Annotated in this window: 13 protein-coding genes; 6 read left to right on the top strand and 7 right to left on the bottom strand. The window is 56.4% G+C overall.

Annotated features, from left to right (window positions below):
* Nucleotides 1–15: 15 nt before the first annotated feature.
* The 4 genes from Poly51_RS09560 to Poly51_RS30365 all read right to left on the bottom strand — a co-directional run bounded on the left by Poly51_RS09560 (nt 16) and on the right by Poly51_RS30365 (nt 6,022).
* Entirely contained in the window at nt 16–1,668 is a 1,653-nt protein-coding gene (locus tag Poly51_RS09560) for a prenyltransferase/squalene oxidase repeat-containing protein (RefSeq protein WP_146456647.1), read from the bottom strand.
* Nucleotides 1,669–1,802: 134 nt separating this feature from the next.
* Nucleotides 1,803–3,242: an aldehyde dehydrogenase family protein gene (locus tag Poly51_RS09555; protein ID WP_146456645.1), complete on the bottom strand. Its 1,440-nt coding sequence runs from the start codon at nt 3,240–3,242 to the stop codon at nt 1,803–1,805.
* A gap of 124 nt (nt 3,243–3,366) precedes the next feature.
* Nucleotides 3,367–4,500: a hypothetical protein gene (locus Poly51_RS09550; protein ID WP_146456643.1), complete on the bottom strand. Its 1,134-nt coding sequence runs from the start codon at nt 4,498–4,500 to the stop codon at nt 3,367–3,369.
* A 244-nt stretch (nt 4,501–4,744) separates the two neighbouring features.
* Complete coding sequence (locus Poly51_RS30365; protein WP_186775436.1) at nt 4,745–6,022, bottom strand: carboxypeptidase-like regulatory domain-containing protein; 1,278 nt, start codon at nt 6,020–6,022, stop codon at nt 4,745–4,747.
* 292 nt (nt 6,023–6,314) lie between these two features.
* On the opposite strand from Poly51_RS30365, the gene Poly51_RS09540 reads away from it, so the two are divergent.
* Nucleotides 6,315–6,674, top strand: coding sequence for a hypothetical protein (locus tag Poly51_RS09540; RefSeq protein ID WP_146456641.1), 360 nt, complete (start codon nt 6,315–6,317; stop codon nt 6,672–6,674).
* Nucleotides 6,675–6,716: 42 nt separating this feature from the next.
* Here Poly51_RS09540 and Poly51_RS09535 read toward each other — a convergent pair whose 3' ends face one another.
* Nucleotides 6,717–7,322, bottom strand: a complete 606-nt coding sequence (locus Poly51_RS09535; protein ID WP_146456639.1) for a metallophosphoesterase family protein — start codon at nt 7,320–7,322, stop codon at nt 6,717–6,719.
* Nucleotides 7,323–7,597: 275 nt separating this feature from the next.
* Between Poly51_RS09535 and Poly51_RS09525 the strand changes: the two genes are divergently transcribed.
* The 5 genes from Poly51_RS09525 to Poly51_RS09505 all read left to right on the top strand — a co-directional run bounded on the left by Poly51_RS09525 (nt 7,598) and on the right by Poly51_RS09505 (nt 17,355).
* Nucleotides 7,598–12,457 carry a sulfatase-like hydrolase/transferase gene (locus Poly51_RS09525; protein ID WP_246114419.1) on the top strand — a complete coding sequence of 1,620 codons (4,860 nt, stop codon included), beginning with the start codon at nt 7,598–7,600 and terminating at the stop codon, nt 12,455–12,457.
* Between the two features lie 200 nt (nt 12,458–12,657).
* Nucleotides 12,658–13,044: a hypothetical protein gene (locus Poly51_RS09520; RefSeq protein ID WP_246114379.1), complete on the top strand. Its 387-nt coding sequence runs from the start codon at nt 12,658–12,660 to the stop codon at nt 13,042–13,044.
* A 244-nt stretch (nt 13,045–13,288) separates the two neighbouring features.
* Nucleotides 13,289–14,461, top strand: coding sequence for a BON domain-containing protein (locus Poly51_RS09515; protein ID WP_146456637.1), 1,173 nt, complete (start codon nt 13,289–13,291; stop codon nt 14,459–14,461).
* Between the two features lie 670 nt (nt 14,462–15,131).
* Nucleotides 15,132–15,668 carry a hypothetical protein gene (locus Poly51_RS09510; protein ID WP_186775476.1) on the top strand — a complete coding sequence of 179 codons (537 nt, stop codon included), beginning with the start codon at nt 15,132–15,134 and terminating at the stop codon, nt 15,666–15,668.
* 448 nt (nt 15,669–16,116) lie between these two features.
* On the top strand, nt 16,117–17,355 hold the full coding sequence (locus tag Poly51_RS09505; RefSeq protein ID WP_146456635.1) for a hypothetical protein: 1,239 nt from the start codon (nt 16,117–16,119) through the stop codon (nt 17,353–17,355).
* A gap of 38 nt (nt 17,356–17,393) precedes the next feature.
* On the opposite strand, the gene Poly51_RS09500 is transcribed toward Poly51_RS09505, so the two are convergent.
* Both Poly51_RS09500 and Poly51_RS09495 read right to left on the bottom strand, forming a co-directional pair.
* Entirely contained in the window at nt 17,394–19,019 is a 1,626-nt protein-coding gene (locus Poly51_RS09500) for an acyltransferase family protein (protein ID WP_146456633.1), read from the bottom strand.
* Nucleotides 19,020–19,138: 119 nt separating this feature from the next.
* Nucleotides 19,139–20,509 carry an outer membrane protein assembly factor BamB family protein gene (locus Poly51_RS09495; protein WP_246114377.1) on the bottom strand — a complete coding sequence of 457 codons (1,371 nt, stop codon included), beginning with the start codon at nt 20,507–20,509 and terminating at the stop codon, nt 19,139–19,141.
* Between the last annotated feature and the right edge of the window lie 27 nt (nt 20,510–20,536).

Genomic DNA, 20,536 nt, shown 5'->3' with positions numbered 1-20,536 from the left:
TGAATTGACGGAAGACTAGTCGAGTGGGAATTCTTCCACGTCCTCGTACATCGGCAAGTAGCGATAGTAGACTTCCAATGTCAAGGTGCACATCGCAGTGGTGTAGAGTCGCCCGCCGACGTCGCCATACTTTTCACCCGGAAAGTGCCAACTTCCCCGTTGGTGTCCTTCTTTCTCTTGGGTGGCCACCAAGTGATCGCGTAGCCTTTGATTCCATTGGTCCCAGTCGTGATGTCGGGCATGGTGCAGTGCCAGGGTCGCATAGTAGTCGTGGTAAATGTTATTGAGCATTGGGCCACGAGCGGCCATTTCGTCAAGAGCGATTCGGAACAACGTCTTCTGATGCGACTCACCCAGGTAAAGCATCATGGTCAAGCCGATTGCGGTCGTGGTTTTCTCGCCGGGTGGTCCTTGGTATCCGAACCAATAGCCATCGTTTTCGCACGTCGATTTCAAAAACTTCTTTGCCATCTGCAGAGTATGTGTTTGCAAATCGACGTGGCTGCGCCGCGCTGCGACCAACGAAAGTACTTGCCAACCGGTTACGGTCGTATCACCGGGACTTTGCGGTCGGTATCCCCATGAACCGCTGTTGTGTTGTGCGATGCAGCTGAATTGGGCGCCCCGTTGGACCAGTTCGTAGATGTCCGACTCTTTCTCGTGGCCCTTCTTTGTCGTCATCGAAAGGGCTTCGCCAAGGGCCATCAGCGCGATACCGTGACCATACATGCTGCCTTTTTGCCAGTCATATCCGGCTTCCGATTCTGACGCGACGTCGCGCAAATAGTAAATGCCTTTGCGAACGGTTTCCGCGTACTCGGTGCTGCCGATGTGCGTGTGTCCGGCACCGAGAAACGCCAACAGCGCCAACCCCGTCGCGGCCGTCGACGGCGCAGGATTATCGCCGCCCTTGGTGCTGTGGGTGCAACGCCCGTTGCAAGGATCCAGTTTTAGGTTGAACGACCAACTGCCGTCGCGTCGTTGGTGTTCGGCGAGATACCGAAGTGCTTCTTCGACGGCACGTTCACTCGGTCCCGACGCGCCGTACTTCTCGCCCAGACGTTTGCGACCTTCGGGAGTTCGTCCGGACAAACCGCCACCTGGTAAACGTGACAAAGTTGCGGGCTTTCCACCATCGGCCAGCGATGCGGCGACGGGAATTTCGGCGGGCTCGGTGTTGGTCGATGGTAATACCGATGCGATGGGTGATGCCATCGCTGCGGGGTCTGCCCTGGCAAAATGGACAGCGACGGGTTCTTCCGCCATCGCGCCGTTGATGTTGATCGTGACCGTCGGCTCGGTTTCGACGGACTCGAGCGGGATCACGACAGTCGTTTCGCCCTGGCGAGCGGTCAGCGATCTGCCCGATCCGACTTTGGTCGAGTAGGTCATCAGGGCCAGAATGATCAGCAGGATTGTGTGGATGATCGTGCTGACCAAGAACGGAACGATCAGCGTCGAAGACGGTTCGTCCGAAGTATTGATCGGCGGTACCGAGGGCACCGATGGGCCGACGGTCGACTGCGGACGCGAGGCGGCCCGCAGCCGTTTGACGATCGCCGGATCTTCCGGAACAGGATCCTTCCACCGACCGGTGACGCCTTGCGGCGGCAACGGAACCGTCGGCTGCGATGCCGCAGCGCCGGTCGTGAGGGTGGAATCGGTCATGTCGGTTTTGCTTGCCAAGTGAGAGATCTCCGAACTCTCGACTATAGCTCGCACCCGCACCCCAAGCCTGATTTGCCCCGCAAATCAGGCGATGTTCTTCGTTTCCACGCGACTCGGCGATCGCCCACGTAAGCTTATGTCGCGGCTTTGACCGGCAGGTCGGCCATTTGGTAGGCACGCGATCGGAACAGGAAGTCGATGATGTTGCCCTCGTGCGGCTGCAGCCAATTCAATCGGTTCGTCGGGATCGGGCCAATGTTGACTCGATCGATTTCGATGCATCCGCCGGCCGCGTGGACGAACGCTTCGTCCGCGGTTAGGACGGTACCGACCAACGTTGGACCGATGCGGCGCAGCATTTCGGCCTGCGGGCATTCGACGACGCTGACAAATGGGAACATGTATTCCTTGGATGCAACGCCGCGGTCCGGGGAATCGGCATGCACGACCATTGGACGAAGGTATGCGCAGTGATCTCGCTCGATCAGCTTTTCGCCGAACTCGGCCGTCATGTCCGTGACACCGGATTCGGCTAAGTCTTGTTGAACCATCGAATAGGTTCCCGTTGCCATCGCCGGCACCGTGAAGGCGGCCAATTGGGCATCGGGGTCGCTCGGCGGCGACACGTTGACTGGACCGATTCGTCTGGCGATCGCAGCAGCGATTTCCTTGGTGTGACGACTAGCCCAGATCCCGCTGCAATTGATGCAGCTTCGTCCGGAATTGCTGAGCACGCTTTCCACCATGACGTCCAAGAAGTCTTCCCAGTCGTCGACAACATCATCCCCGATCAAGATCTTTGAGAAGCCGGGGCCGTGAGCTTGAACGCGCGGGTTGCCGGCATGTTGGGCAACCGTTTGAGCGCTCCCAAAAATCATGCTGCGTGGTGCCTTGGTCATGATGGCACCACCGCTGTCGTGGCCGCCTGGGTACAACCCGAATGCTTCCGCGGGAACGCCGGCTTGAATGAACGCCGACACCATGCGGTAGGGAGTCCAAGGTTCTTGCGATCCCGGTTTGAGTGCCAGCCCAATTTGCAACGGGATCGCGGGTAACCATAACGTGTGAACGCCGGGCGAGTTGTTGGGCAGAACGGCGCCCAGGATCGGCGTTTGTGCTTGGTAACTGACCGTGACGCCGCGTCCCTCTTCGCCATACCCGCGCGAGAAGATGGACAGATCAAGTCCTCGCGTCAAGCAGTTGAGGATTTGGTCCATGTGGCTTAGCACGAAACTGTTCTTCATCATGTTCGATCGACACATGTGCTCGGGAAGTCCCGTGCTGGCCGATTGTTGATGAACGAACTGGTCGACCGACTGCATCGAATCACCGACTTGCAAATCGGATGTCTCGAATAGGACTGCAGCTTGTTTACATTTTTCGATCAAGTCGTCCGTCGACAACTGTAGCAACGCTTCGCGAGCCTTGTGGGCTTGCTTCATATCGCGACCGACGATTCCGCCACCGACGTTGCCTATCTTAGCAATTGGTTCGCCGGTGTCGAAGTGAACGACGTCGGTGAAGTCGAGCGATTCGTAAGGCTTGCCCCAACGGAGCGGACTGAGGGTGATCATGGCAGTAGGCAACAGGTTTCAAGAGACAGGTTTCAGGTAAAAAACGGAAACGAATTGCGTCAGGCAAGCATTAGTAGATCAAAGCTGATCTGCGATTCCTGCTCCCTGACGCCTGTTCCCTATTTCAATAAACGCCGACGGTTGTACCGCTGGCCAGTTCGTGGAACGGACGAACACCGCTGACGCCGTCCCAGGGGTACATGTCGAACGGCGCTTCGCGTTCGCCTTCGTCGCGTTCCATGAATCCGGGCACGAAGAACTCATCCGTCAACGTGTAAAGTTTGACGCGACCGGTTTCGCCGTAGCCGACGGGTTGGTTGTAGTCATCGAACGTCACCACTTCGGTAACCGCACGCGGCTGTGGTGCGTAATACGAAATCTTGTACCCGTCGGCTGCCGAGACCGGCTTGCTGCATGCCAGGCCCATCAGCGTGTTCCCGTACGTTGGCGTCATGTAGACACCGCCTTCGGTGGCCGGACCGCCTAGCAGTTCCTCGACACAAAACCGAGTCCATTGGGGTGTGAATTCGGTTCCACCGCTGAAGATTCCGGTGATCCCGACTTCTTGCAATGACGTGCCGCGTTCTTCCAATGCTTCGCCAAGCGACTCTAGCAACTTTGGCGTCGTGAACATGCACTTCACATCGTGACCCGCTGTCAGCACCGTGATGGCTTGATCGACGCAGTGCTTTTTGTATTCCTCGAGGTGCTCCATCCAACCCTTCTTGATCAACTTCACGACCCAGCGAGGATCCAAGTCGACGCAAAAACAGATGCCGTCGCGATGTTGGGCCAAGTGTTCAACGGCTAGTCGTAGGCGACGAGGTCCACTCGGGCCCAACATCAACCAATTGCTGCCGCGCGGAAAGTACTTGTCCGGCAATGTTTCGCTGAACAGCTCGTAATCCTTCCAATGGTCTTCGATCACGACCCGGCTCTTGGGGACCCCGGTGGTGCCGCCCGTTTCAAAAACGTAGGTCGGCTTGTTGGCGTGACCCTTGGGCACCCAACGCCGGACGGGGCCGCCACGCAACCAATCGTCTTCGAACAAGGGGAACTTCTTCAAGTCATCGAAGCCCTTCACATCGGTAAGAGGATCAAAGTTGAGCTCTGCCTTTTTCTGGAGCCAGAACGGGCTGCCCGTTTCATCGCTGAAGTGCCAGTGCACCGTTTTGACCGTGTGCTCGTTAAGACGATCTTTCGCTTCGGCAGCCTTCTTTTTCACGTCTTCGCTTAGCGTTGTTTCCGCAGTACTCATTCATGCCTCGATGATCAGTTCGGTTTGCGATCCGGGTGACTCGCTCGTTTCGATTTCGTCCGGATATCATATCAGGAAAGTAAGATTCGACGACGCGCGGCGATTCGCGAACGTCTTTCATTGTCCTCGCCCGTAAAGTGGGCGCGTTCGACAACTTGGCTGGCATGCGGCCCATCAACGAAAAAAGCCGCGACCCGAGGGTCGCAGCTTTTCGATTGTTCAGAAACTTGCCCGTTTCGTCGCGCTAGTTGGACGGCAACGATTGGCTCGTGACGCCTGGTGCCACGATGGCGTTGTTGTCATCGTTGCTGGTGGTTGCCGCGATGATCGCTCCGGTTGCTGCAAGACCGGCCAAACCGCCGATGCCGCCGAACCCACCACCACCGCCACCGAATCCGCCGCCACCGCCGCTGAATCCGCCGCCACCTCCGAATCCGCCACCATATCCGCCGTTAAGAGGAGTTCCGTAGCCGTCCATGACGACTTCGCCTTCCATCACTTCGCCGGGGACGCCGCAACCACAGCCTTGGTCGACAATGGTTTCCACGATGGGAGCTTCTTGGATGATCACTTCTTCAACACAAGTGACGACTTCTGGGCAAGGAGCGACTTGAATCGCGAACTCTTCACAGCAGCATTGGTTGCCGATGTTGTGGTGGTTGCCGAACAAGCCGAAACCGACCAATTGAGTTCCATCGGCACCAACGTTCGAAGCTGTTTCCGATACAACGTTTGCATCGACTAACTCGAAGCCGATCAGGCCGATCCCGTCCGGACCGATCGCCATGATCGAGTAGTTGCCGGTCGCGACATTGGCAAAGCTGAACGCACCCAGTTGGTCCGTCACTTTGCGATCGATTTCCATGCCATCTTTGAACAGGAAAACATTTGTCAGTTGAGCATCGCCGAGTGCGTCAAACTTTGCACCCGCAACGTGAATTCGGCCTTTCATGCCGCCTTCGGTTTGAACCACGCGGAAAACGTCTTGGCTGCGGATGCGATCCTTCAAAACGTCTAGCTTAGCACTCTCCAACGAGCTTTCGAGGCTTTGGCTGTTGACCGGCATGTACCGGATCACGGCCGTGTTCACGACGGTATAATCGACGTTGGCGACTGCAATGTCAGCTTGCGAAGGCAACTCAACATCGGCCGACATCGACGAATCAACCACGTGCATCGCACAGCACGCGAATACGTTTTCGCCACGCGCCGTCAGGGCGTAAACGCCACTAGAGACATCCGACAGTTCAAACATACCCTTCGCATCGGTCGTTGCCCGAAGCACTTGCCCGTCACGCGACTTCATCGCAACCGTTACACCCTTCAAAGCTTCGGCTTTGCCGCCAATTCCTGGCAGAAAAACACGGCCGGTCAATTGACCACCGTCCTCGGTTCGGACCCACTGATTCATCGTCAGATGGTTGACGACGCGAGGTTGGGCGCTATCGTCTTCTGCAAACGCGTTTACTCCGACAAATGGCCCGATGGCGAGCAAGGAGAGGATCGCGAACAAACGCTTCATAGTTGTACCTCGATGGCGTAACGCGCTTCTGGGATTGTCCCGGAAAACGATATTTTCTGTAAAGATAGGCAAGTAGCACTGGTGATCCTATGTAAAGTGCTCTGCAATATCAACTGGTTTATAAGAAGAAAACCGCCAAAATCGTTGCAGATGGAATGGCAGGAATGACGTTTTTTCCAGATCCAATGCGATTTTACCACAGAAAATTCGTTGTTTTTTGCTCGAGGCCTGTCGTCCTTGTCCTTATCCCTCAGCCGTCAGGTGGTCAAGTTTTCACTCAAATGCCCTGCCCATGACATCGAATCCATTCGCACCCGCAGCCTCGGTCGATGACGAAATCGGCGTTTGTGGTGACGCCAGACTGATTCGATCAGGTTTTCTTTTTCGTATCATTGAATTTGAGACACCGCGCAAGTGCGGTCTGAGATATTCGGGGTGGTGGTTCCTGCAACGGGTTTGGGTCGACGACCACAAAGTCTGGTCGAAGGTCAGCTGGCTGAATTTGTCGCGAAACATCGAGTTTCGGCTGCCCGCGGATCGATTTCCCGATGAATCACTAGTCCGAATCGAGATCGTGTTTCGACCAGGGCTGGTCATCCGGCGATTTCGGGTCTGGATGGACGAGCAGTTGGCTTTTGACCAAATCAGTTGATCGCAGGCTTGGTTGGGCGAATCGAGATGTTGAGTCGGGTCATTAGCTATCGACTTCCAAAAGATGCCCGACGGGTCCGGCATTGAGAACCAGCGATTCGCCGAGAGTCACCCGTTTGCCCCAATCGCTATGAATGTGGCCGCAAACGACCAGCCGGGGTTTCTTGGATTCGACTGCGTCACGGATCGAGCGGCTGCCGCGGATGCGACCGCTGGAATCGTGATCGACGGTGTCGATGGGCGGCGAGTGAACCACCAGGACGGCGCCGATCGGGCATCCGGCCAACAACGTTTCCGCTTGGGCTTCGTCAAAGTCGTAGCTCCAATCGCCGAATGGAGTCACCGGGATGCCGCCGCCAACGCCCCAGAATTCGACCCCATCGATGGTACAGCCGTCGCCGTGCAGCACGCGTGCCGTTGCCCAAGAAGTGGTCGCCGCACGAAGCTCGTCGGCCGTTTCGCCATTTCCCGGCACCAAGACGGCTGGCTTGTCGATCGTTCGCAAGATGTCCAACGTGTCGCCAAGCCCCTTGTGCCGATTGGCGAAATCGCCGGCGCCGACGACCACATCAGCGTCCGCCGCAAGCGCCACCAACTTTGTCGCCGCATCGCGGTCACAATGTAAATCACTGAAGCAAAGTATCTTCATTATGGACAACCTTTGAGACTCTTGGATTACTGTCGTTCGTAATTGTTTGCTGCCGTATCCTTCGTTGCCAGACGTGGCGTTCTCTTTTCAGCGACGTCTTTCCAGCAACGTCGGCTTCAAACGGCTAACGGGGGCAACGCCGGGCGAGTTTTGAGTAAATTGCGGGAACAAAAACCAACGACGTGTAGGCTGTCGTCCTGCATCGACTCACATGAACCGATCCCCGCAGGTCGGCAGCCTGTCCTTCGAGAGATGAAATGAATCGCTACTTAACGATGGTTTGCCTCTTCACCGGCTTCGTCGTCGGATTTACCAGCGTGCATGCCGACGAACGCCCCAACGTGCTGTTGATTTTGGTCGACGACCTCAAACCCGCCTTGGGATGCTATGGCGATCCGATCGCCAAGACGCCGAACATCGATGCGTTGGCGGCGCGCGGGATGCGATTCGATTTGGCTTTCTGCAATCAAGCCGTTTGTGCGCCGTCGCGGTTCACGTTGATGCTCGGTTCGCATTCGACTTCGACCGGCTTGTATGGGCTGGGCAGTCCGCTGCGCCAGGTTCTTCCCGATGCGGTGACGATGCCCCAGTACTTTGCAAAACATGGTGGCTATCGAACGGAGTCGCTGGGCAAGGTGTTTCATATCGGTCACGGCAACTATGGCGATCCGGAATCCTTTAGCGTTCCTCACTTTAGCGACAAGGTGATCGAATACTTGGATCCCGTTAGCACCCAAGGCGGCCAGTTGACTCGCGAAGAAGCGTTCTTCACCAACCAAAAGTTAGGCGAAATCAAATCGTTGCCTCGCGGTGCTGCCTACGAGTCGCCACAGGTGGACGACGACCAGTACGCCGACGGACGCGTTGCGATGGAAACGGTTCGTCGATTGCAACAGGCAAAGGAACGTCGCGCAAGCGATGGCACGCCGTTCTTTATCACCGCCGGATTCGCACGACCGCACCTTCCCTTTAGCGCGCCGAAAAAATACTGGGACCTGTTTGACCCCGCTACGTTGCCGTTGCCGCAATTCGAAGATCATCCCGCCGACGCGCCCAAGGTCGCCGGAAAACGGGGCGGCGAAATCACGAACTACTTCCCGGTGCCGACCGAACCCAGCGCGAAGTACACCGAAGAACTGAAACGGAATTTGATCCACGGATACTACGCCAGTTCAAGTTTCGTCGATGCCCAGATCGGAAAAGTCATCGACGAACTCGATCGTTTGCAGTTGGCCGAAAACACCATCGTCGTGCTTTGGGGTGACCATGGTTTCCATTTGGGCGATCTGGGAATCTGGACCAAACACACCAACTATGAACAAGCCAATCGCATTCCGATTTTGATTTCTGCACCGGGCGTTGCGAAGCCCGGTTCGTCGACGAATCAGCCGATCGAAAGCGTTGACATTTTCCCGACGATCGCCGAATTGGCGGGTCTGCCGTCGCCGACGGGGCCGCAGCCCATCGACGGGCTTAGCCTTGTGTCGGTGCTGAAGAATCCCGATCACCGGGTTCGTGATCATGCGTTTCATGCGTACCCGAAAAAGAAACTGGGTCGCGCGATTCGAACCGAACGCTATCGGTTGGTCCAGTGGAAATCCGGCAATGCGGAAGATGCGGTGGAATACGAATTGTATGACTACGAAACCGATCCGATGGAAACTCGCAATCTGGCGACCGTTCATCGCGATGTGGTTGATCGGTTGAAGCAAACGCTCGCGAAGTATCCGGTACCCGTTGGACAAGAATCAAAGAAACCGAAAGCGACTTCGGCGACGAAAACGTCGGATCCGGAAACCACCCAAATCGCAAAGCTGCCGCTCAATATTTCGGGTCAAGTCAAAGCCGATTCGGGGCGCGGAGTGATCGTCGCTCAGGGTGGCCGTGAACACGGGTTTGCGGTTCACATGATCGACGGTCGGGTTGCGTTCGACGTTCGCGTCAACGGCAAGGTGACGCGAATCATCGCCAAGGATGCGGCACCAAAACAATTCAGTTTTCTTGCAATGCTAGGCGCTGATCGATGCGTTCTGAAGATCGACGGCAAGAAGGTCGCCGACGGACCATCACCGGGGCTGATCCCCACACAACCCAAGGACGGGCTTACCGTTGGTCGTGACGAACTGACCGCGGCCGGAAACTACGAAGCGCCCAACCCGTTCAACGGAAGCGTTGATGAAATCAAAGTCGCGACCGGCCAACCCGTTGCCGCGGCATCAAAAAGCAACCAGCCGTTCGCTTCGGAATTGATCACGACGTGGGGTGAAAAAGTCACTGCCCAAAACGCGTGGACCGAATATCCGCGGCCTCAGTTGCGCCGCGAAAAATGGACCAATCTGAACGGACGCTGGGATTACGCCGTCACGGCGATTGCTCAAAAAGAAACGCCGAAGAACTGGGACGGAAAAATCTTGGTTCCGTTTTGCCTGGAATCAAAATTGGGTGGTGTCCAGCGTTTGCTCGATGCGTCCGAATCGCTGTGGTATCACCGAACATTTACGGCGACACCATCGAGTCAACGATTGCGTTTGAACTTCGAGGCCGTGGACTATCGTTGCGAAGTTTTTGTGAACGGCAAACGTGTCGGTAACCATACCGGCGGCAATACTCCATTTTCGTTTGACATCACCGAAGTCATTCGAAGCGGCGAAAATGAATTGGTGGTTCGCGTCGAAGACGCGACGGAAGCGTGGCAACTTCGTGGCAAGCAAGTGCTGGAGGCCAAGGGCATTTGGTACACGCAAGTCTCTGGAGTTTGGCAAACGGTTTGGCTTGAAGAAGTGGCTTCCAGCCACCTTGCCGATGTAAAGATCGCGACCGATGCCGATACCGGGTCGATTGCCGTCACGCCGAAGATGGAAGGCAAGGGAACGGTTCGAGTCGTCGTGAAAGACGGTGGCTCGGTGGTGGCCGAGGGATCCGGCGAAAACGTGATCGTAATGAAAGTCCCCAACGCGAAACTTTGGTCACCGGCGTCGCCGCACTTGTATGACATCGTCGTTACGCTTGCCGATCAATCGGGGGCGACACTTGACGAGGTAAAAACCTACGCGGGGATTCGCAGCGTCGGCAAAGTCAAAGATGCCCATGGCAATTGGCAATTCACGCTCAACGGCGACGTGATCTTTCACTGGGGACCACTCGATCAAGGTTGGTGGCCGGACGGGCTGCTGACGCCGCCATCGGACGAAGCGATGTTGTTCGACATCGAATGGTTGAAGGAAGCGGGTTTCAACATGATCCGCAAACACATCAAAGTCGAACCGCGACGCTACTACTATCACTGCGATCGGCTGGGGATGATGGTTTGGCAGGACCAGGTCAGCGGCGGTGTAAAGGACAAAGCGTGGCCCGAGTGGACACGGCTGAAACCGAATCCCGTCGACGCCGAATGGCCACGTGATCAACACCAACAATTTATGTTGGAACTCGAGCGGATGATTGATGCTTTGGAGAATCACCCTTCCATCGTCAGCTGGGTTCCGTTCAACGAACGTTGGGGCCAACACCAAACGGTCGAGGTCGGAAAATGGATGGTCGATCGCGATCCTTCACGTGTGATCAATGTTGCCAGCGGCGGCAATTTCTGGCCCGTTGGCGATGTCGTCGACGAGCACCGTTATCCTCATCCAGGTTTCCCGTTTGAACTCGGCCAGGGCGGTCGCTTCGACGATTACATCAAGGTGATCGGAGAATTCGGCGGTCACGGTTTCCCGGTGAAGGACCATCTGTGGGACGCCAATCGTCGCAATTGGGGATACGGCGACATTCCGAAGACTGAAACCGAGTACAAGGATCGCTATGCAACATCAATCGACATGCTGAACCAATTGCGAGGCCAAGGCATCGCGGCCGGCGTGTATACCCAAACCACCGACGTCGAGGGCGAGATCAATGGATTGATGACGTACGATCGCAAAGTGATCAAGATTCCCGCCAAGGAACTGGCAACTTTGCACGAGAAATTGTTTCGAGATGCACCGAAAGTGGAGTCGGCCGCCAAAGCAGCCAAGGCTGATCAATTTCCCGACTCTGCCTTTATTGAACAGGCGACCGACCGTAAGCCGGGGCCGGTCATGGATGCTGAAACCATTCGCGCCGGGTTGAAATCCCACGATCGCGCCCTTTACATCAAAGCCGGCTGGATTCGTGATCCTTACATCACACTCGGGCCCGACGATTACTATTATTTGACCGGCACTCAACCCAACGAAGGCGATCCCCGCGAAGCCACCAATCCGTACAACATTGGACTCGGGGACGAGAGCATCGTTGGGAATCAAGTTCGCGTCTATCGCAGCAAGGACTTGACCCAGTGGGAATCGTTGGGCGTCGTTTTTTCGACGAAGGATCTGTTCGAGAAACCCAACCGCAGAAAAGGCAACAACGCCAAACGCATTTGGGCACCCGAAGTTCATTGGATGGGTGACCATTGGGCACTGGTGCATTGCCCAAAACAGATTTCCAGCTTGGCCGTCTCGGCCGGCAAAGACTTGAAGGGCCCTTGGACGCACCCGATGAAAGACGGGATGGGCGAACGACACGATCCGTCGCTGTTCAACGATGATGGTTCGGTCTGGATGCTGTGGGGCAACACCACCGTCGCGCCGCTTAGCAACGACTTGTCAAAGTACATCGGCGAATCGGTTCGCATCGATCCGTCGGGCACGCGGCCTGGCCCCGACGGCGAGCTGATCAACCGCATCGGCCACGAGGGGGCGACGATGATCAAAGTTGGCGGCAAGTACGTCCATCTGGGCACGGCCTGGTCGACCGACCAGGGACGCAAGGGATCGTACAATCTGTACTACAGCGTCGCTGACAAAATCACAGGACCGTACGGTCCGCGTCAATTCGCCGGTCGATTCTTGGGACACGGAACGCCCTTCCAAGACAACGAAGGCAAGTGGTGGTGTACTGCGTTTTTCAACGCCAACGTTCCGCCGCTATCGCGTGAAGGAATCGAAAAGCGAGACATCGGCGACAACGCGCAAACGATCAACGAGCAAGGTGTCACCATCGTGCCTCTTGACGTGCGCACGCTTGATAGCGGCGAAGTCTTTATCCGAGCCAAAGACCCGGCCTACGCGTCCCCCGGACCCGACGAGGCACAAAAGTTCGATCTCGTCCATTGAAACACCGATCAAGGCCAAGTCGAAAACGGTGACGAGAACAAGACGCCCCTGCTTCTGGCTCGCCATCATCGCGATGATGCAGCGGCTTCCGGCTGACCCCTCGGCGACTGTCTTGAGGAACCGGGCCGATTGCTAAGTTTGCCGAGCGGTCGGGCAGTCGCCTATGGAAGCGGCGGGATCAGATGCTATCGTTTACTGCAATGAAACGTTTGCCCCCGTCTGACCGCCGTTCGGATATTGACCGATCTTCCACTGACTCGCCGGCCACCGATCCTCGACGGCTGATGGTGTTGGTGATCTCGATCGTATTGCTGGTGGCTTGTGGCGTCGTGACATGGAAGTTTGGTAGCGATGGGTCGGCGCGGTTCTTGTCCGCGGCGACCGGACGCGTCGGATTATTGATGGCGGCACTTTGGTTGGCATGGCCGTCGCTAAAGAAGCCTGCGCGTTGGTTGCCACCGGGAATCGCGGTGGCGGGGGTGATCGGGTTGGCGGTGATAGCCGTGCGGCCTCAGTTGGCGCTGGTCGTGTTTCCGGCGATCGCGACCGTGGGCGCCATCACAGTGTTCGTACGCGGACTGCGTTAACAGCGGTCGTGAAACACGCGAATGTTAATCTGTGCGGGCGCTGCAAACCGATTCAGCGACAAAATCAGAAAAAACCTACCTTGTGGGTGTCGTGTCGGCCGAAACTACCAACAACACCGCTCTGGTATTACCGCCTGAACCACTAAGTCCCCACGACTGGGCGACTGGCCCATCGACATCGTGTCGGCGGAACTTATAAGTGGAAAGGCCCAGACGGATTCAGGACTGCAGGGAGGCATATTCAATGCGACGCAAGTATTTCGGATTGGCGATTGCCGCGCTCGCTACCCTCGGGCCAATGCAGGCCTGGGGTGGTGACCGAGAAATCGCCGAACAGATCATCAAGCGATTGAAAACCAATCGTGATTCAGGTGCCTTGAAGGACTTCACCCTCGACATGAAAGTCGATAACGGTGTGGTGCTTTTCCGAGGCAACGTTAGCGAAGCGGTTCAGAAGGACTTGGTCCTTGACGCCGCCGACGGCATCGACGGGATCGCCAAGATCGTCGACGAGGTCAGCATCACCGGCATGGAAGCAACGGTTGTGAAACCGAAAGCTTCGGTCGCCAAGGCTGAACTGCAACCGGCGCCATTGGTGGCGGCTGAAGTCGAATCGGCAGCGGTCCAAGCGGAAGCGGATTTCTCTTTCCGCGACGCCCTGGCTGCACAAGCCCGCTCGATTCAAACAAATAACGTCATGCCGGGCGAAATTCGCCCCGCATCGGCAGTCGAACCAATCGATGACGACGCTGTCGTTGGTGCTGTTGTTGCCGCACTTGGCCGAGCTAAGGACGCGGGACAGTTGAAGGGTTTTGGCATCGACGTGAAGAGCAACAACGGTGTGCTTCAGTTGACCGGCCGCGCCGCCAGCGAAGCTCAACGTGGCGAGATTCTTCGCATCGTTGAATCCGTTCCAGGCGTTTCCGGTATCCGCGAAGCGATTTCGGTCGGGTCGTCGACTGGTTTGGCTCGGTTGCCCGAAGCACCGGCTCTGCAACCTGTCGCACAACCGCAAGCTCGAATGGCATCGGCTCCGATGAACGGCCAAGCGATGCAACAACAGGCCATGACTGCTCCCTACCGCATGCAACAGGGTCAAATGCAGCCCCAGATGCAACAGGTCAGCATGGGCATGGGTGGTGGAGCACCGGTGATGGGGCAACCTGTCCCAATGGCACCGTACTCGGCTGGTGGTGGAGCACCTCGCTACGATTCGCCAAACCTGCCCAACTATGCTTGGCCAGGCTACGCATCGAGCCCCAACTACGCCGCGGTAACGTACCCACAACAGTACAGCCCTTCGGCATGGCCTTACATCGGCCCATTCTATCCTTACCCACAAGTCCCATTGGGATGGCGTAAGGTCAGCTTGGAATGGGACGACGGCTGGTGGTTCTTGGACTTCACCGACCGCTAGGGACGAGAAGTTCGACGGCCCGTCGGTCCGCTCCGATCAATGCTTGCCTTGATCGTTCGCAGTCCACCGTCAAGCTGCTAGCACGGATCAGATTGAAAAATCGACGTGAAACATGAACCCGCCCAGTGACTCCGGTTGCTGGGTGGGTTTTTTTCATGGAATGAAGAACGTGACAGCGGCGACCACCGTGAAGCCGGTTCACACCGGCAAACGATTTTTCATCGGACTTGGCTCGGTCGTTCGCGGTCCTCGATCGCAGGCGGTCGAGTTTGCTCGGTGGCGATCAAGGATCGCTGAATGTGACGTTCAGCCACCCCTAAAACGGCCTGGCGCACGGGAATCACGCAGGATCGCTGGTGAGCAGCATCGTGGTGAAAATCGAGCGAAAACGGTATCCGGATCGAATCTCGAGTCCGGCTTGGGCAGGAATCGCACGATTCTTCGGAATTACCCGCAAGATCGGCATAAGTTCACACGATACTACCTGTACGCACGAGGTGCCGAAGCCTCATGCCAATGGAACGAACCACGGAAGGTTGCTCGGATGACCAGCTCGAATTGCCGTCGCACGGAAGACAATAACGTCGCGACAAACGACTCTACGACTCCCCAACGCACCCGCGTCGGGAATCCCCAAAATCGCGTGCTCGGCCGGCTCGCCCTGTCCGTGATGGCCTTGATGGCCATCTCGACGACCGGATGTTTCGGTCTTGGTGGCGGTTACAACCTAGGCTTTCTCGGGTTTCCAATTCCCGTAAGCCCGTACTATCAACACAAGCAAGAAGAGAAGTTCTGGAAGCACGAACGCTACGAGCGTGTGCCAATTCTGGGACCAACGACTTCTGGCGGAACGGTCAAGGCACTCGACCCGCCGACCGACGATGAAGTCATGCACGCCGTCGAAACGGCTCGCCCGATTCAGGGTGGCATTCCCTTGATCTATGAAAAGCAACGCAACAACGTTCGCATCATCAAGGAAAAGATCGCCGACTACATCGACCCACCACGGTTTTATCCGCTGATCGGGCCGGCTCAATTGCACCACGCCCACTACAAGTGCACGGTCTATTTTGACGAGAAGACCACCGTCGGATACCCCGTCCCACACACGTTGGACGATCAAGAAGCGATCGAAGTCGTCTACATCGACCACAACCACTTCCACATGGTTGGCGACGTCGAGCCCTACACGACTCCGAACCTGTAGGACGTTCGATCACCGCTTAGCGGTCGTTCGTTCCCGACCGCTCGGCGAGTCGAAAGCGACACAAACGCCCTGGCAACACAACCGAAGCCGGCCTGAAAATCTCAGGCCGGTTTTTTTTTGTTGGACAGCTGAAACAGGCCATCACGCTGGGACGCAAGGAGATTGATGTCGTTTGAAAACGCGGTCGGCAAAGATCCTTTTCGCGAAAGTTCCTAGGAAAGACGAACAATGATTGTGTCGAAGGGCTCTGGAAGCGAAAGGGACGCGTTGTCGAGTTGGATCCATGGATTAACAGGAACTCCGACATCTCAGCCTACGAGACCGACGTGAAACCAATACATCCCAAGGAGACCTTCGAGTCGTAGATTTGCTGCTTTACGACGACGATGCAGCGAAGTCACTTTCCACTGCCAATTCTGCACTTGCCTATCACTGAAAGATTTGGGTCATGCGAATACTTACCTTGCTAGTCATCGTGGCGTTTTGTTTGCCGGTAAGTGCGGATCAAAAGAAGGCCGAAGAGTGGATGGCGAAAGCTGTCGAGGCTTCGAAGTCGATCCACGACCCCTCGGCGATTTCACATGCGGCGGCTCAATCTGCACGCGTGCACGCTCGGTTGGGTCAGGTCGACGCCGCCTTCGAAGCGGCGAAACAGGTAAGCGAGCCACAGTTGAGGCTTTACGCTTTGCGAGCGACGGTACAAGCCGCAGTGGATGCTGAACGAGATGTCGACGCGATCGTTGACGAAGCAAAGCGAACACTGCAGGGCAATGAAGGGGCGTTCAACGACCGCACGATGAACCAAATCGTTCATATCGCAAACGCAAAAGAGAAAACCATTTTGGCAATTTCGCCGAAAGCCGACGAACGCCCTTTGTTGGTTGAATTGCAAGCAGCTTTCGATGTCGCCGAAACTCGAGAAGCGAAGATGGCCGAAGTTGAAGCGCTCGCAAACCATTTGCTCCGAACCCATTCGTTCGATGCCCTCGAACGGGTCATCGAAGAAATGGTGTCAATCATCCAGAAGAATCCACTTCCCGATCAATCATCGAAGTTTGGCGTCTATGGCGATACAGCCGCCATCGGGCGACTTCGCGGATTCCAACTTCAGGCGGCGCTGATCTTGGCGAACGATGGAGATTACGACGAAGCGGCAAGGCATTTCGCCGCCGCAAACCCAGTCGTCGACACCATCGATGAACAAGCCGCGCTGGTGAAATGGCAACTTCAGGATCTGCGGATTCGAACCTTGCTAAAGCTCGAGCGTGCGGATGAAGCGACGAAACACTTGGCAGAGATTCGATCGCCAATGATCGTTTCCAGTGCGACAGCGGCCATCGCGGCGCATCATATCGAGTTGGGCGACGTGGCCAAAGGATTGAAGATGGCCCAGCGCATCGGCGATGAAGGCGGGTCAGGAGTCGCTCGTGCCGCCGTCGCAATCGCACTTTTGCACAGCGCCGACGAAAAGCAGGCCGTGGAATATCTCAACGCACTCGGTGAATCTAATGAAGCGGCGTCAGCATTCGTCACCGTTGCGAGACACTGGGTCGAAACCGCCAATGCTCAGCGTTTGCTTGTGACTTACGATTCGCTCCGGTCGCCGGTTGCTCGAGCCAACTACGCGATCGCGGCGGCTGAGTTTCTGATCCTGAGTGAACACGCTGAAATCGAGCAAGGACAATAGCGGCAGCGTGGTAAGTCCCAAGATGCGCGACATGGTAATTATCCGAATAACTCGGCGTCGACCAATTTCGCTTCGATAGGATCTTCTTCAACAGCCAGCGCTTGCTCAAAGAATCGTCTTCGCTTGCCGTTCAGAAGCGTACCGATCGGTGAATAGCGAACCAGGCACTGATAGCTGGCCAAGAGAATGCCGGTGGTTACCAAACAAACGATTGGAAATTTTAAAAACGGCGACATCGGATAGTCGCTCAGCCAAGACTGAACCAGGATCACCAGCGGAAGATGAGCGAGATAAAGCCAGTACGAGGAATCGGATAAGTACCGTATCACGCGATTGGGCGATGACAGGTATCGACGGAAGACACCGATCATCGCCAGCGACATCAACCAAACGTACGAGGCTTGAGCGAACACCGATGCAAATCGTCCCCAACCGCCGGGCTGTTCACCGGCCATGATGCCGAGCGGAAAGAGAACGAGCAAACAAAGCGGTATCGTGATCGCCCATCGGCGGCCCATTCGCTGATCCACTTCCGATCCTGCCGCACCTTTAGCGTCGAAGTACATCGCACCAAAGCCGAAGAAGATGGCGTAGTACACCAGCACCGCCGGCATCGGAAGCAATCCGATCGACGTGTCGGGACCAAAGTTCATCGCTCCGGTTCCCATGAACGCTTGCGGAATCATGGTTAACGGAATCGCCCAAGCGTAGCTCCAGCTTGACTTTGTCAACGAGGCGGGCAGATTCGGGAATCGCACCGCTCGCCCGATCAACGCGACAATCGCAAAGCCAACGACCAACCAACAAAGAAACCACAGGAACCAGAGATGACCGAACAGCGGGATGTAGGTCAGGGTCGCGATCGCGCCGGCCAGCTTGTTGCGTAATTTCCTGGCTTGTGGTCCATCCTTCGTAAGTCGGCGGCTTGCGTCACTCGGTTGCGGCAGTAGCTTCGCCACATCGGTTCGTCCGGCGGCAATGGACTTTGCATCGTGTTGGATGCCGATCATATCGGCGACCCACTTCGTTGTTCCGTCGTCGAGCTCCAACATGTCCGACGCGGAACTTCCGAATTCATTTCGTTTGGACGGATCGGCGCCCCGCCCCACCAGCAGTTTTGCCGCCTCGGCTTGCCCGAACATGACCGCCATCATCAACGGCGTCGTTCGATTCTGGTTCGCCAAGTCGACTTCAACGCCGTCGCTTAAAAGCTGATCGAGCCGATCCACATCTCCGACGGCGGCCACGACATGGATGTTGTCAACATCGTGCGAGGGAAGCTCGCCGGTCGACACTTTGGTGTCCGATTGAACATAGGCCCCGACAACCCACATCGCCGGAATGATGGTGAACAAGCCGATGATCATCGGGATGAAAATTCGCTTGATCCGATGACCAAGTAACGACTTCAAACCGCGGCGTCGATACAGCATCATCGTGAAGAAACCACTGATCAGAAAGAACAGCGGCATTCGGAATCCATGAATGGCCGCCAAGAACAACCCAAAGAAGTCGCTTGTTTGCGAATCCTTGATCATCCATCCACCCGCACCCGGTATGAACGCGATCGCAGCATGCAGCGCAATGCCCAACAGCATCGCGAACGCTCGCAGGGCGTCGAGGTCATGTCGGCGAGGGTCAAGTTGTGGAATAACAGCGGACATGGCAATGAGTATCGCGTGACCGACCGCTCATCGCAACGCAGGCTTTGTTTCACTGTGTATCGCTTTGCGCCGTTTGTGGCAGCTATTTTTCGCACGTTACTTGCCACATGCTCCGTATACTAATTCTTCTCGGTGATGCAATAAACCTTGGTCAGTGTTCGGATCAGCAGGTTTCCACCGGCGACGCTTGGTGTTGCGATACAGAGTTCTTGCAACGGGTTGGTTTGCAGAATCTCGAACTCGGGTCCAGCCTTGATCACGTAAGTCAAACCATCCTCGCTCAGGCAATACACTTTTCCGTCATGGGCCCATGGTGATGCGGTGAACGATCCTTTCGGCGAGAAACGACGCTTTCCGTAAACGTCTTCACCGGTCAACGCATGGTTGCACGTCATGAAGCCTTGGTCGTAGACCGTGTACAGGTAATCGCCGTAGACAATTTGCGACGTGTTGTATGGCGAGCATTGAGGCTGATACCAGGCGATGAATTCGCTGTTCTTGAAGTCACCGTCGGGTGCGATGTTGCCGGTTGCGCCGGGGCGAATCGCGAACGTCGGACGATGGGCGTCGCCAACGTAGCCTGACGCCAGGTAGCACAACCCGTGTGCCGCAAACGGCGACGGAATCACCAAGACCGACATGTCACCGTCGAACCGCCACAACTCATTCCCGTCAAGCGAGTAACCCCGGTTGACGCGTTGACCCGGCACAACGATTTCAGTGCGAAGGTCATTTTCCCAAACGAACGGAGTCGCCCAAGACATCACTTCGTCGCGCGGGGTTCGCCATTTCTGTTGACCCGTTTGCGTGTCGAACGATGCGATCCATGAATCTTCTTTGTTGTCGTAGACGACAAACACTTGATCGCCATGAACCACGGGCGAAGCCGCCGCGCCGTAATCCATGTTGGTCTTCTTCGGCTCGATCATTTGTTTCCAAAGCAACTTGCCATCGATCGAATAGCAGAACAACCCTAGATCGCCGAACAACACGAACAGTCGCTCGCCGTCCGTTGCCGGTGTTTCGGCCGCGTAGGAACTCTTGGGGTGACGCGGCACGACGGGCCGTCCGGTGAACGATTCGTGTTCCCACAATTTGTCACCTGACTTTAAGTCAAAGCAAAACACCATCCAGTGGTGAATGCCCTTGGCAGGATCACGCACGCCCTCGCCGAGATACAGGCCCGCACTCGGTGCGATGTTTGCTTCATCGGCGACCACGGAAGTGACAAACACACGGTCGCCCACGACGACGGGGCTGCCCCAACCTTGTCCCGGCACATCCGCAACCCAGGCCACGTTTTCGGTCTTGTTCCAACTCGACGGTAAGCCTGGGGTATCAGCCACCACGCCCGTCGCATCGCCGCCGCGAAACCGAGTCCAATTTTCGTCTGCCGTCACGTCGCTACAAAGGATCATCAGGCCAAGGAAGGCAATCAAGCGAATCAAAACGTCGTCTCCAGCGGTTGGGATCGGAGAGGAACGACCCATTGTTGTCGATGTCGAATCCCATCACCA

This window comes from Rubripirellula tenax (genome assembly GCF_007860125.1).
Classification (GTDB): Bacteria; Planctomycetota; Planctomycetia; order Pirellulales; family Pirellulaceae; genus Rubripirellula; species Rubripirellula tenax.
The sequence above is the reverse complement of the archived record's forward strand: the minus strand, read 5'-3'. Positions and strand labels throughout refer to the sequence as shown.

Bases quoted from the DNA above. Each gene is read 5' to 3' on its own strand.
- Poly51_RS09560 (WP_146456647.1), bottom strand. From the start codon at position 1,668: ATGACCGATTCCACCCTCACGACCGGCGCTGCGGCATCGCAGCCGACG.
- Poly51_RS09555 (WP_146456645.1), bottom strand. From the start codon at position 3,242: ATGATCACCCTCAGTCCGCTCCGTTGGGGCAAGCCTTACGAATCGCTC.
- Poly51_RS09550 (WP_146456643.1), bottom strand. From the start codon at position 4,500: ATGAGTACTGCGGAAACAACGCTAAGCGAAGACGTGAAAAAGAAGGCT.
- Poly51_RS30365 (WP_186775436.1), bottom strand. From the start codon at position 6,022: ATGAAGCGTTTGTTCGCGATCCTCTCCTTGCTCGCCATCGGGCCATTT.
- Poly51_RS09540 (WP_146456641.1), top strand. From the start codon at position 6,315: ATGACATCGAATCCATTCGCACCCGCAGCCTCGGTCGATGACGAAATC.
- Poly51_RS09535 (WP_146456639.1), bottom strand. From the start codon at position 7,322: ATGAAGATACTTTGCTTCAGTGATTTACATTGTGACCGCGATGCGGCG.
- Poly51_RS09525 (WP_246114419.1), top strand. From the start codon at position 7,598: ATGGTTTGCCTCTTCACCGGCTTCGTCGTCGGATTTACCAGCGTGCAT.
- Poly51_RS09520 (WP_246114379.1), top strand. From the start codon at position 12,658: ATGAAACGTTTGCCCCCGTCTGACCGCCGTTCGGATATTGACCGATCT.
- Poly51_RS09515 (WP_146456637.1), top strand. From the start codon at position 13,289: ATGCGACGCAAGTATTTCGGATTGGCGATTGCCGCGCTCGCTACCCTC.
- Poly51_RS09510 (WP_186775476.1), top strand. From the start codon at position 15,132: ATGGCCTTGATGGCCATCTCGACGACCGGATGTTTCGGTCTTGGTGGC.
- Poly51_RS09505 (WP_146456635.1), top strand. From the start codon at position 16,117: ATGCGAATACTTACCTTGCTAGTCATCGTGGCGTTTTGTTTGCCGGTA.
- Poly51_RS09500 (WP_146456633.1), bottom strand. From the start codon at position 19,019: ATGTCCGCTGTTATTCCACAACTTGACCCTCGCCGACATGACCTCGAC.
- Poly51_RS09495 (WP_246114377.1), bottom strand. From the start codon at position 20,509: ATGGGTCGTTCCTCTCCGATCCCAACCGCTGGAGACGACGTTTTGATT.